11 protein-coding genes are annotated in these 13581 nt (G+C 47.9%); 9 read left to right on the forward strand and 2 right to left on the reverse strand.

Going from position 1 to position 13581, the window contains the following annotated elements; genetic code table 11:
• Positions 1–307 precede the first annotated feature (307 nt).
• The 8 genes from MJ611_RS09765 to rplT all read left to right on the forward strand — a co-directional run bounded on the left by MJ611_RS09765 (position 308) and on the right by rplT (position 10264).
• Complete coding sequence (locus MJ611_RS09765; protein ID WP_187029796.1) at positions 308–2170, forward strand: DNA topoisomerase IV subunit B; 1863 nt, start codon at positions 308–310, stop codon at positions 2168–2170.
• Positions 2163–4910, forward strand: a complete 2748-nt coding sequence (locus MJ611_RS09770; RefSeq protein ID WP_250429585.1) for a DNA gyrase/topoisomerase IV subunit A — start codon at positions 2163–2165, stop codon at positions 4908–4910. The genes MJ611_RS09765 and MJ611_RS09770 overlap by 8 nt, the downstream gene beginning before the upstream one ends.
• Before the next feature lie 64 nt (positions 4911–4974).
• The gene (locus tag MJ611_RS09775) at positions 4975–5757 is read left to right on the forward strand and encodes a tetratricopeptide repeat protein (protein WP_250429586.1); all 783 of its coding nucleotides are present in this window, start codon (positions 4975–4977) and stop codon (positions 5755–5757) included.
• 159 nt (positions 5758–5916) lie between these two features.
• Positions 5917–6984: a tetratricopeptide repeat protein gene (locus MJ611_RS09780; protein WP_250429587.1), complete on the forward strand. Its 1068-nt coding sequence runs from the start codon at positions 5917–5919 to the stop codon at positions 6982–6984.
• Positions 6985–7025: 41 nt separating this feature from the next.
• Complete coding sequence (gene thrS, locus MJ611_RS09785; protein ID WP_250429588.1) at positions 7026–8963, forward strand: threonine--tRNA ligase; 1938 nt, start codon at positions 7026–7028, stop codon at positions 8961–8963.
• A gap of 118 nt (positions 8964–9081) precedes the next feature.
• Entirely contained in the window at positions 9082–9606 is a 525-nt protein-coding gene (infC, locus tag MJ611_RS09790) for a translation initiation factor IF-3 (RefSeq protein ID WP_250429589.1), read from the forward strand.
• Between the two features lie 23 nt (positions 9607–9629).
• On the forward strand, positions 9630–9824 hold the full coding sequence (gene rpmI / locus MJ611_RS09795) for a 50S ribosomal protein L35 (RefSeq protein ID WP_250429590.1): 195 nt from the start codon (positions 9630–9632) through the stop codon (positions 9822–9824).
• Positions 9825–9919: 95 nt separating this feature from the next.
• Positions 9920–10264 carry a 50S ribosomal protein L20 gene (gene rplT, locus MJ611_RS09800; RefSeq protein WP_250429591.1) on the forward strand — a complete coding sequence of 115 codons (345 nt, stop codon included), beginning with the start codon at positions 9920–9922 and terminating at the stop codon, positions 10262–10264.
• Positions 10265–10341: 77 nt separating this feature from the next.
• Here the strand turns inward: rplT and MJ611_RS09805 are convergent, their stop codons facing one another.
• Complete coding sequence (locus tag MJ611_RS09805; RefSeq protein WP_250429592.1) at positions 10342–11610, reverse strand: pyridoxal phosphate-dependent decarboxylase family protein; 1269 nt, start codon at positions 11608–11610, stop codon at positions 10342–10344.
• 195 nt (positions 11611–11805) lie between these two features.
• On the reverse strand, positions 11806–12087 hold the full coding sequence (locus tag MJ611_RS09810; RefSeq protein ID WP_250429593.1) for a hypothetical protein: 282 nt from the start codon (positions 12085–12087) through the stop codon (positions 11806–11808).
• 361 nt (positions 12088–12448) lie between these two features.
• Here MJ611_RS09810 and MJ611_RS09815 point away from each other — a divergent pair, with 361 nt between their 5' ends.
• The gene (locus MJ611_RS09815; protein WP_250429594.1) at positions 12449–13351 is read left to right on the forward strand and encodes a cyanophycinase; all 903 of its coding nucleotides are present in this window, start codon (positions 12449–12451) and stop codon (positions 13349–13351) included.
• Positions 13352–13581 lie beyond the last annotated feature (230 nt).

Raw genomic sequence — 13581 nt, forward strand, 5'->3', positions numbered from 1 at the left:
GCTAAAATAAGCAATGTTCAGCGGTAAGTATAGAAGTATGGCTATATTAATTTGCTAAAAATGTTGGCTAAAATTAATGTATAAAAAACTTAATCTTAATGAACCAGAAGTAATTTTTAGTAGTTTTATATCCTATAGGATAAGCAGTAACTATTAGTAACAGGAATAAAAACTAAAATATTTAGCAAAAATATTTCTTTTATTTGCAAATCCGTTGGGCGCTGGAACTAATTGTTGCGTCTGAACACTTTTATTTTTCTATATTTCCGAGTATTTCTACCCAATCAACTACACTTACGCTTACAGAATGGCAGAGTTAGAGCACAATTATAACGAAGACAGCATTCGCTCGCTGGAGCCGCGCGAGCACATCAGGTTACGCCCTGGTATGTACATCGGCAAGCTTGGAGACGGTTCTTCGGCCGATGACGGTATTTACATTTTGGTGAAAGAGGTGATCGACAACTCCATCGACGAACACGTGATGGGCTTCGGTAAAACCATCGACATCAAGATCTCAGACCACAAGGTACAGGTGCGCGACTATGGCCGTGGTATTCCGCTGGGTAAAGTGATCGACTGCGTGAGCAAGATCAACACCGGTGGTAAGTACGACAGCAAAGCCTTCCAGAAATCAGTAGGTCTGAACGGTGTGGGTACGAAAGCGGTAAACGCCCTTTCCAGTCACTTCCGCATTCAATCGGTTCGTGATGGACAGATGAAGGCAGCTGAGTTTGAGCGTGGCGTTTTAACAAACGACCTGCCACTGGAACAGACTTCACAGCGCAACGGTACCCTTACTACGTTCACGCCGGACGATACCATCTTCAAGAACTACCAGTTTAACCTGGAATACCTGGAGAACCAGATCTGGAACTATGTATACCTGAACGCTGGCTTAACTATAAACTTCAACGGCAAAAAGTTCTACTCAGAAAATGGCCTTCTGGACCTGCTGCGTAACAAAGCCGATGAAGAAACCATGCGCTACCCGATTATTCACCTGAAAGGGCCGGATATTGAGCTGGCGCTGACGCACGGTAACGACTACGGTGAAGAATACTATAGCTTCGTGAACGGTCAGTATACCACGATGGGTGGTACGCACCTGGCTGCTTTCCGTGAGGCGGTGGTTAAAACAGTGCGTGATTTTTTTAAGAAAGATTACGATGCGGCGGATATCCGTGGTTCTATTATAGGTGCTGTATCGCTACGTGTGCAGGAGCCTGTATTCGAATCGCAGACGAAGACGAAGCTCGGTTCAATTGAAATGGGGCCGGATGGTCCTGCAGTTCGTGCGTACATCAACGACTTTGTAAAAGAAGCTCTTGATAACTACCTGCACAAGAACCCGGCAACGGCAGAAGCCCTGAAGAAACGAATTGAGCAGAGCGAGCGCGAGCGTAAGGACATGGCCGGTGTTAAAAAACTGGCGAACCAGCGTGCGAAAAAAGCGAACCTGCACAACCGCAAGCTCCGTGATTGCCGCCTGCACTTTAACGAAGACAAGCACGAAAATTCATTGCTGTCTACGCTCTTTATAACAGAGGGTGACTCTGCCAGTGGTTCTATTACCAAATCCCGCAACGTGGATACAGAGGCTGTATTCAGCTTAAGAGGTAAGCCCCTGAACTGCTTTGGCATGAAGAAGAAAATCGTTTACGAAAACGAAGAACTGAACCTGCTGCAACATGCCTTGAACATTGAAGAAGGATTGGATGGCTTACGCTACAACCGCGTGGTAATCGCAACCGATGCCGACGTGGATGGTATGCACATTCGTTTGCTATTACTTACGTTCTTCCTGCAGTTCTTCCCGGACCTTGTGCGTAACGGTCACGTGTTTATATTGGAGACGCCGCTTTTCCGGGTGCGCAACAAGAAAGAAACGATCTATTGCTACAACGAAACCGAAAAGCAGGAAGCAATACAAAAACTGGGCAAACGCCCTGAAATTACCCGATTTAAAGGGTTGGGAGAGATCTCTCCGGATGAATTTGGTAAGTTCATTGGCGACAACATTAAACTGAAGCCGGTGATTTTGCAGAAGGATACCACGATCCAGAAAATGCTGAACTACTACATGGGCAAGAACACGCCGGAGCGTCAGCAGTTCATCATCGAGAATTTGAAGATTGAGAAAGACATAGTTGAAGAAATTTATGCATAACGAGGATATAAACGAAGAATTGCACAGCCACGAAGAAGAGGAACTGGAAGTTGCGTTTACAGATGGAGAAGAAGAAGTCATCCATAACGTAACCCCTGTTTCTGGTCTGTATGAAAACTGGTTCTTGGACTATGCTTCTTATGTAATTCTGGAGCGTGCAGTACCAGCCATAGAAGATGGCTTAAAGCCGGTGCAGCGCCGTATTCTACACGCTATGAAGGAGATGGACGATGGTCGCTTTAACAAAGTGGCTAACGTTATTGGTCAGACCATGCAGTACCACCCGCACGGTGATGCCTCCATTGGCGATGCGATGGTAAACCTGGGCCAGAAAGACCTTTTAATTGAAACACAAGGTAACTGGGGTGATGTACGCACGGGCGATAGCGCGGCTGCACCACGTTACATCGAAGCACGCTTATCTAAGTTTGCGCTGGATGTGGTATTTAACCCGCAGACAACACTTTGGCAGCTTAGCTACGACGGCCGTAAAAACGAGCCGGTAACACTGCCTGTGAAGTTCCCGCTTTTGTTAGCACAAGGAGTTGAAGGTATAGCTGTTGGTCTTTCGACCAAGATTATGCCGCACAACTTTAAGGAGCTGATCAAAGGTTCTATAGATGTGCTGAAAGGCCGTAGCACTACGCTGCTGCCGGACTTCCCGAACGGAGGTATGGTAGACGTAACCAACTATAACAATGGTATGCGCGGCGGCAAGATCCGTGTGCGTGCTACCATTGAGAAGGTTGATAAGACCATGCTCATCATTCGTGATGTGCCTTATGGTGTTACCACTACTGGTTTGATGGAATCGATCGTGAAAGCGAGCGAGAACAACAAGATCAAGATCAAGAAGGTGATCGATAACACGGCTGCTGATGTAGAGATACAAGTACAATTGCCGCCGGGCGTTTCGCCTGACCTGACAATGGACGCGCTGTACGCTTTCACGGATTGCGAAGTGTCTATCTCACCGAACACCTGCGTGATCATCGATGACAAGCCGCACTTCCTGAGCGTGGATGAGTTGCTGCGTATTTCTACTTTTAAAACGGTAGATCTGCTCAAGCGTGAGTTGGAGATCCGTAAAGGTGAGCTTGAAGACAAGTGGCACTATTCATCTCTGGAAAAGATCTTTATCGAGAACCGTATTTACCGCGACATCGAAGAATGCGAAACCTGGGAAGCAGTTCTGCAGGCAATCGATAAAGGCTTAGATCCGTTTAAGAAGCTGCTTCGCCGCGAGGTTACGGAAGACGATATCATTCGCCTGACAGAGATCAAGATCAAACGCATCTCCAAGTATGACTCTTTCAAAGCCGATGAGTACATCAAGAAGCTGGAAGAGGAAATGGCTGAGGTGGATGATAACCTGGCTAACCTGATCCGTTATGCGATTGCATACTTTGAAGGCCTGCTGAAGAAGTATGGCCAAGGGCGTGAGCGTAAGACACAGGTAAAAACCTTTGATGTGATCACTGCTCAGAAAGTGGCTATCGCGAACCAGAAGTTATACATGAACGCCAAAGACGGCTTTATCGGTACCAGCCTGCGCAAAGACGAGTTTGTGTGCGACTGCTCTGATATGGACGACATCATCGTGTTCCGTAAAGACGGTAAGTTTATGGTGACTAAAGTGGCGGATAAGACCTTCGTGGGCAAAGACATCATCATGGCCGGCGTTTACAACAAGAACGACGAGCACATGGTCTACAACATGATCTACGTGGATGGTAAATCCGGTATTTCATTTGCCAAGCGCTTTGCCGTTAAGTCCATCACCCGCGATAAAGAGTATGACCTGACGAAAGGAGAGAAGGGCTCCAAGGTACATTACCTGACCGCCAATCCTAACTCTGAATCAGAAGTGGTAAGTATAACGCTTGCTCCACAGGCGAGTGCGCGCAACAAGCAATTCGACTTCGACTTTGCCGAACTGATGATCAAAGGCAAAGGCTCGAACGGTAATATCGTAACGAAGTACCCGATCAAGAAAGTGGTGCAGAAGAGCCTGGGCGATTCTACGCTGGGTGGTCGCGAGATATTCTACGACGAAGTGATTGGTCGTCTGAACACGGAAGGGCGTGGTCGTTACCTGGGTTCGTTCAACACCGACGATACGATCTTGGTGATTTTCGAGGACGGTACCTACGAGCAGACCTCGTTTGATCTGGCTAACCACTACACGGTAGAGAAGATCAAGGTGCTGCAGAAGTATGATCCGGAACTGGTTGTTTCAGCTATTTATTATGAAGGAGACAATAAAACTTACTATGTGAAGCGTTTCAAAATAGAGACTTCAACGGTAGGTAAGAAATTTACCTTCATTTCAGAAAGCAAGAATTCCAGACTCGAGGCGGTATCTACCCATCCGGAGCCACTTGCAACGATCGCCTTCAAACGTGGCCTGCGTGGTGAGAAAGAAACAGAGAAGCTGTTGCTGAGCGAATTTATCGATGTGAAAGGCTGGAAGGCCATGGGCAACAAGCTCAACTACTATAAAATTCTTGATGTGCTGGTGCCTAAGCAGGCAGAAGCTGAGCAGGAAGAAAAACCAAAAGCAAAGAAAGCTGCTGCAAAGCGTGAACCTGTTACGTTACCTTCTGAATTGCTGGTACTTGCGGAGGAGGCGGCGAAAGCCAGCGGCACTCAACCTGTTGCGGCTGCAGACGTAGAAATAGAGGATAAAGAAAGTGAGAAAGCAGCACTTAAAAAGAAGAAGCAACTGAACCTGTTCTGATTTTAGTGCAATTTTTGTAAAAGTCTTCTTTATTCACTACTTTGAAAGGTGTATTAGCATCCAAATGAAGAGACTTTTTAAAGCAATAACATTTATACTTATACTTGGTTTGTCAGCCCCTGCTGTGAAAGCAGGGGCTGCCGAGTCAGGTTATGACAAGTTGTTGCAGCGGGCAGAGCAGCTTCTTAGCAATTACAAAGACAGCGAGGCGCTCACCGTATACGAAGAGGTTCTTGCAGCAGCACCGGACAATTACGAGGCACTTTGTAAAGCAAGTTTTCTGCACAGCCGCATCGGCGATCGCTACAACGACGACTCCCGGAAGATGGAGCACTTCAGCAAAGCAAAAGCTTACGCCTCGCACGCCTACGAAATCAACCCGACAGACGATGAGTCCAACTACGTGATGGCACTTTCTCTTAGTTGCATCGCTATGATCTCAGGTCCTAAGCAACGCCTGTCGGTTACCAATCAGATCAAATCTTTTCTGGATGCGGCCCTTGCCGATAATCAGGAAAATGCCGCTGCCTGGCATCTTCTTGGACGCTGGTATTACAAAATGGCAAATCTCAATTTTGCTGAAATCGCTGCTTCCAAAATGCTTTTTGGCGGAGTATGCGAAAAAGCCAGTAACGAGGATGCTGTAAAAGCCCTGCAAATGGCTATCAAGTATAATCCGCAGAACATTCGTTATTACTATGATCTGGCAAATGTTTTACAAGACATGAACGATCATAAGGCCTGCATCAGCACGTTGGAACAAGCCCTTACGCTTCACCTGGAAACGAGGGAGGAATTGGAGTTGAGCAGGCGCTGTAAAATAATGCTGCAGGAGCAAGTGAGATAAGAAATTTACAGAAAACTGAAGTATAAGCCTGCTTCCCTACCGGTAGCAGGCTTTTTGTTTTTAGGGTTTGCTCTTGATCTGGCAAGGTGGATTTCGCTATTTATGCAAAATATCTATAATTTAGCGCAGTAAATGAAAGCTGGTGTATTCTTTAGACTTTTGAGGGGGCGGTTAACTTCTGCGTTCTGGCTGATGTTGCTGGTGTTTGGTAACGCCTGCAGCCCGGAGGAGAGTAACAGGGAGCAGATGGTGAACCTGAAGGTAATAAAGGATGACCCGGAAGCGCAGCTGGCAAATCTTAACAACGCCATCGAACGCTCAAAGAAAGACGGAAGCCTTTACGGCCGGAGGGCGATGGTGCTGTTGCGGAAAGGAGAACTGGAAAAAGCCCTTGCAGATGCGAACCAGGCTGTTCAGCTCTCGAGGGACAATCCGGCTAACCTGTTTGTGAAAGCGCAGGTACTGCGGGCCATGCAAAAGCCCGAGCAGGCTTTGCCGTTGGCACTTCAGGCAGAGCGGAACTCGTACCAGAGTAGTTCGCTGTACGTGTTGCTAAGCGAATTGTACCTGCAGAAGCAGGACTTCGAGCAGGCAAGGGAGTATGTGCGCAAAGCATTGCAGTTGTCACCCGCTGACGAGTATGCCTTTTATTACCAGGGCCGCATAGCAGCTGCGTCAGGCGATACGGCACAAGCTATAAAGAGCTATAAATTTGCCATAGAGCATGCGCCGGAGTTTATGGAGCCTAAGCGCGAACTGGCTGGCGTGTTGCTGCACCATCACGACTATGAAAGGGCATTGCCTTACGTGGAGGCAGCCCGGCAACTGGCCCCGCGCGACGGGCAGATTTTATACTTTAAAGGCGTACTGGCGCAGGTCGCTCAGAAGACCGATTCAGCTTTTCAGCTGTTTAGCCAGGCCGTTGCTGTAAGCGATACATTGCAGCAGGCGCATTACAGAATGGGGCTTATCCTGTACGGGCGGGGCGATAACGAAGGAGCCATCGAACACCTTGTTAAAGCTGCCGGCGCTTTCAGGAATCTTCCCAGGTATATGGCCGTGCTCGCCAGCGCCTACGAACGCACAGGCCAGAGCCTGATGGCATTGGAGCAGTACCAGCGACTGGTTGCCCTGGACCCAACGTATACGTACGCGTACCAGCGGATCAGTTATTTAAAATACAGATTGCAACGGCCTGTAGTTGTAAAAGACACAACAGAGTTTTAGCAAAAAGAAAGAATAAAGGCATTAGTAAAATAAAACTATACATGATCAACATCACACTGCCAGACGGCTCTGTTCGCCAGTATTCAGAGGGCGTAACAAGCCTTGAGATCGCATCGAGCATCAGTGAGGGACTTGCCCGTAACGTGCTTGTCGCAAAAGTAAACGACACTGTTTGGGACCTTTCGCGTCCGATCAACGAAGATGCGACTGTGCAGTTGCTCACCTGGAATGATGACCTGGGCAAGAACGCTTTCTGGCATTCTTCTGCACACTTGCTGGCAGAGGCGCTGGAAGAGCTTTACCCGGGTGTAAAATTTGGTATCGGCCCACCGGTAGAAAATGGTTTTTATTACGACGTGGACCTTGGCGGCCGCCACTTCTCTCAGGAAGAATTTGCCAAAGTAGAGCAGAAAATGTTGGAACTGGCCCGCAACAAGAGCGAGTATGTGCGCCGCGAAGTATCCAAAGCAGAGGCTGCCGAATACTTCACTCAAAAAGGAGATGAGTATAAGCTGGACCTGATCAAGGACCTGGAGGATGGCTCCATCACGTTCTATACGCAAGGCAACTTCGTAGACCTTTGCCGCGGACCACACATTCCGAATACAGGCTTTATTAAGGCTGCCAAGATCATGAACGTTGCCGGCGCCTACTGGCGCGGCGATGAAAAGAACAAGCAGCTGACCCGTATCTATGGCGTTACTTTCCCGAAACAGAAGGAGCTGACCGAGTACCTGGAACGCCTGGAGGAAGCCAAGAAGCGCGACCACCGCAAGCTGGGCAAGGAACTGGAGCTGTTCGCTTTCTCTGAGAAAGTAGGCATGGGCCTGCCGCTGTGGTTGCCGAAAGGCACACTGCTGCGCGAGCGCCTGGAGCAGTTCATGCGCAAGGCACAGGTGAAAGCCGGTTACCAGCCGGTTGTTACGCCACACATTGGCAGCAAAGAGCTTTATGTTACCTCCGGCCACTACGAAAAGTATGGCGCCGATTCGTTCCAGCCGATCAAGACGCCGAACGAGAACGAGGAGTTTTTGCTCAAGCCGATGAACTGTCCGCACCACTGCGAGATCTATAAAACACGCCCACGCTCTTACAAAGAGCTGCCGGTACGTCTGGCGGAGTTTGGTACCGTTTACCGGTACGAGCAAAGTGGCGAGCTGCACGGCCTGACCCGTGTGCGAGGCTTTACACAGGACGATGCCCATATTTTCTGCCGCCCGGACCAGGTAAAAGAAGAATTCATTAAGGTAATTGACCTGGTGCTTTATGTATTCAAGGCCCTTGGCTTTGAAGATTATACTGCCCAGATTTCCCTGCGCGACCCGGAGAACAAAACCAAGTATATCGGTACCGACGAAGTATGGGAGAAGGCTGAAAGCGCTATCATAGAAGCCGCTGCCGAGAAAGGATTACGCACTGTTACCGAATTGGGTGAGGCTGCGTTTTACGGACCTAAACTCGACTTTATGGTGCGCGATGCCTTGGGCCGCAAGTGGCAGCTTGGAACTATTCAGGTAGATTATAACTTACCTGAGAGATTCCAGCTGGAGTACATCGGTGCTGATAACCAGAAACATCGCCCTGTAATGATCCACCGTGCACCGTTTGGTTCGCTGGAGCGTTTCGTGGCGGTACTGATCGAGCACTGTGGCGGCAACTTCCCGCTGTGGCTCAGCCCGGACCAGTTTGCCATACTTCCGATTTCTGAGAAGTACCACGACTTTGCCCTGCAGGTGCAGGCGCAGCTGGAGCAGGAGGACATCCGTGGCTTCCTGGATAACCGTGATGAGAAGATCGGCCGTAAAATCCGCGATGCAGAAGTGAGCAAGGTACCGTACATGCTGATCGTAGGAGAGAAGGAGCAGGAAGGCAATGCCGTATCGGTGCGCCGCCACGGCGAAGGCGATCTGGGTACCATGCCGGTGGAAGAATTCATCAGCATGTTTAAGACCAAAATAGCCGAAATATTAAACAATTAAGAGAAGATACTTTTTTCTTGATATATTATTTGCGATATTCGCAGCCTAATTGTATAAACTAAACTAAGGAGGTAAAACTATAGCTACGCCAAACAAGCGCTACATCCCACGCGGAAAGGTGGAGGAGCCGTACAAAGTCAATGATAAGATAACTGCCCGAGAGGTAAGGCTGGTTGGAGACAATGTAGAGCAGGGAGTATACCAGACAAGAGATGCTCAGAAAATAGCAAACGAGCAGAATCTTGACCTGGTAGAGATTTCGCCAACAGCAAATCCTCCAGTTTGCCGTGTAATCGACTACTCGAAATTCAAGTACGAGCAGAAGAAAAAGACGCGCGAAATGAAGGCGAAGGCGCAGAAAGTGGTCATCAAAGAGATCCGTTTCGGTCCGAATACCGATGATCACGATTTCGAGTTCAAGCTCAAGCATGCGAAAGCATTCCTGGAGAGTGGGTTTAAGATCAAGTCTTACGTGCACTTTGTGGGTAGAACGATCGTGTTCAAGGAGCGGGGAGAGATCCTGCTGCTGAAATTTGCGCAGGCACTCGAAGACATTGCTAAAGTTGAGCAGCTTCCGAAGCTGGAAGGAAAGCGCATGTTCCTGATCCTGGCTCCGAAAGTAGCGGCTCCTGCTAAAAAGTAATTTGTTCAATCAATTTTATACACATGCCAAAAGTTAAAACAAAATCTGGTGCAAAGAAGCGTTTTTCTTTGACAGGTACTGGCAAGATCAAGCGTAAGCACGCTTACAAAAGCCACATCCTGACCAAGAAAACGACGAAGCAGAAGCGTAATCTGACGCACGTTGGCCTTGTTAGCGCAGCTGACACGGACAGAGTGAAACTGATGCTTCAGATCTAATTCCAGGAATTAGAAGGTTTAATTATTTAGTACGAACCCAGTGTCTGGTTTAATCAAGATTTAACAAAATCACCAGCCGCTAAAACTTTTAAAAAATGCCTAGATCGGTAAACGTCGTAGCAGCACGACACAGAAGAAAAAAAATGATGAAAATGGCCAAAGGTTACTTTGGCCGTCGCAAGAATGTCTGGACAGTTGCGAAAAACGCAATTGAAAAAGGTTTGGTGTATGCCTACCGCGACAGAAAAGCGAAAAAGAGAGATTTCAGAGCACTGTGGATCCAGCGTATCAACGCCGGTGCACGCGAGCACGGCATGTCTTACTCTCAATTAATGGGTGCCCTTAAAAAGGCGAACATCGACCTGAACCGCAAAGTACTTGCTGACCTGGCGATGAACCACCCAGAGGCTTTCAGAAGCATCGTTGAGAAAGTAAAGTAATTTACTTTTCCTGATAATACGAGAAGGGCTTAGCATTTGCTAAGCCCTTTTTGATTTTATACTTCCTGCAGTAAGGTCTACCGATTTATGGTATTTGTTTCTGCAAGGCGACGCTCCCATTGATACTGCTTCAGATCTTCCAGCAGGGGCAGCAGACGCTCTATCAGTACGTGTTCCATCACCACAACCTTATACCACTTTGGGCTATGGTGGCTGTCCGGCACCAGGCCATACTTTGCCGCGATCTCCTCCGGCACGTGCGCACTCCTTATCGTTACGATGTTTGAAAAAGGATTGCGGAAGTACTGGATGTTGAGCTTGTCCAGTTCGCTTGCCAGCCAGGAGGTGCGCTGCAGCAGGATCGTGGTCTTCTCGTTCCAGCCATACTTGCCGTACGTCATCAGGATCATCCAGACGGCAATAGCGTTGGCACCGGACCGGCTTCCGATCAAAGTATAATCTTCGCCTTCTACATAACTTGCCTCTTTGGTATTAGCGTGCTGCATCAATCCTTTCCGGATAAGGAAGATCCCGGTGCCATAAGGCGCCTGCACCATTTTGTGCGCATCGAGCGTTACCGAAGTAATGTATTTGTTCCGGAAATCGAGGGTGTTGGCAGGGTTGGTGAACGGGTAAATAAATCCGCCGAAGGCACCATCAGCGTGGATCATGAACCGGCTGCCGCTGGCCTCCAGTGCCCTGGCATACACATCGGCATTGTCTACAGAGCCAAACATGGTGGTCATCATGTTTGCAACTACTATAAAACAGCTTTTGCCTTTGGCGCGCTGCTCCCGGATAATGTTCTCCAGTTCGTCCTGCTTTATCTCTCTGGTATGCTCGTCTACCGGTACCAGTGCCATGTCCAGATCAAAAACGTTGGCGGCTTTGCTCATGGAATAATGGCTGTCGGTGGAGCAAAGGATGCAGATGGCGCTGTTTTTAACGTTAAACTCATTTCTGAAATAATTGCGATAGATCCAGATCGCCTGCAGGTTTGCCTCCGTGCCGCCGGCAGCTACATAACCGTCGAAGGCACCTTCTTCTCCGTTCAGGATGTTCTCAGCGCATAGCCCAATCAGCTCCCGCTCTATTTCGTGCGTTCCCCTGAAAAAGGATTCTGACTTGCCCAGGGTATGGCAGCCGATGTGATTTGGATTATGGATGAGGGCTGTAAGAAAGGGAGCATCTTTCAGGAAAGGAGCATCCTGGTAAAACAATTTGCTGTCGAGGTGGGAGCCCGGCACGCCCAGGATGTTCTCTTCGTAAAAATCGATGTTATTCGACAGGGCTCCGAATACGCGGGCGTGAATTGCTTCTTTGCTTAGTTTATTCCAGTGTTTCATTTTATGTATGCCTGGCTTACCTACCGGTTTTTATACTTTGCTGTCGGTGCAGTTTGCCGGGTGCTGTTTCGGTGCCAAATATACCAAAACCATACTTTGTTTAGGAATATTGTAGCGCAGCAGGATTTTATACTTGCAGTAAAAGAAAAGAGGAAGCCGAAGCTTCCTCTTTTCTTTTACTGGCAGAAAGTCAGATTATTTATCAGCCTCATAGCCGGCCAGCTTGATCATCTTATTGTAGTTACCTAAAAGTAAGAAGGACGGAGCCCACTGTCCTACAAACAGCGCTTCCTCATCTTTTCTCATGATCTTTAAAGTAGCAGAAATGGCCATAGAGCCAAGTGCCGCCCATAAGAACACATCAGATGGTAACTTTGAAGTATATTTCTCAATTGCTGCCGCTACCGGTCCTTCTTTGTGCTGTGGATTTACTTGGTCAGCTTTTCTTTTCAGGTCTTTCAAATCATTAGTTTCCATAGGTCTATTTTTTATTAGTAAGTGTTACACTCCCTACAAAACGTTTTAATCTTCCTATTGTTTTCAAAAATTGAATTTTAACGACAGAGGCCGTTTTATTTCGGTTGGGAAACGCATTGTTTTCGTTGTGATTTTACTCAGACCATGAACTGTTGCCTGGCATTCCTCTTTGTGCAGAGCCTGAAAGTATAACATGCTTTTGTTTTGATACGCAGCTGATTACTTAACATATTCAAGAACAGGTTAACCAGATTGCATACTCCTGGACCCAGGGTTTCACGTACGGTATACTTCAACATCCGAAGCCGATATTGGCCCGTATTAAGCATGGCACCTTTCACTAACTAGGGTTTATTGAAGTATGGCTGTAAAACAAAAAACTGAAAAGAAAAGCAAGCAACATTTAGGACTCCCCATACCTAAGGGCAAACTGCTGGTTATTGGCGGCAAAGAGAGCAAAAGCGAAGAGGGGGATGAGCGCTCGGAGGCGCAGGAAGAAAATGAAAACTTCATAAGCGAACAGATCCTGAAGCGGTTTGTAAAAGAACTCAAAGGGAGAAATCCACTGATTGTGATCATCCCGGCTGCCTCAAGCCAGCCGGAAAAAACCTCTAGAGAATACGAGAAGGTATTCAAACAATTGGGCGTTGAAAACCTGAAAGTCGTAGACATCAGAACCCGTGATGACGCCAAGAACCCTGAATACACAGACATCATCAAGAAGGCATCCGGCGTTATGTTTACCGGGGGCGACCAGCTTCGTCTGACAGCTATCCTGGGAGGCAGCCCTTTTCTGGAATCTATAAAAGAGCGCTATACCAACGAACAGTTAATAGTTGCGGGTACCAGTGCCGGAGCTATGGCCATGTCTACAAGTATGATCTATGCGGGCGAATCGCAGGGTGGCATGCTGAAGGGGCAGATGAGTGCCACTGCCGGACTGGACCTGCTCAAAAACGTAGCTATTGATACGCACTTTATTGATCGTGGCCGCATTATCCGTATGGCCCAGGCGGTAGCACAAAATCCGGGTTGTATTGGCATTGGCCTGGAAGAAGACACGGCTATACTTGTAAAAGAGGGAAACGAGATGGAAGTGATAGGCAGCGGACTGGTTACGATTCTGGATGGTATGGACATCAGCAGCACAAACATCTACGAGATAAAAGCTGGTGAGCCCTTTACTATCCGCGGTCTGAAGATGCACCTGCTGGGTGATGGTGAAACCTATACCATACCTTCCTCTAAGGGCACGGTTACCTGATCAATCCCGAACTGGTACAGGTATTAAAGCCCGCATCAAAACTGGTTTGTCTGTTTTAAAGAAAGGCGAAGAGTTTATACCATGCCTGCCAGGTAATTAACTGCACTTGTGAGTCTTTGGGTATCCATCAGCTGTAGTGTCATTGCTTACCGGAAGCAGCATGCTGGTCTGGCAGCAACAGGCCGTTTCCGGTTAAGGTATGTCTGCAGCATGGCCTAAGTATAAGTAAC

Source organism: Pontibacter ruber, from assembly GCF_023630205.1.
In the GTDB taxonomy this organism is placed as follows: Bacteria; Bacteroidota; Bacteroidia; order Cytophagales; family Hymenobacteraceae; genus Pontibacter; species Pontibacter ruber.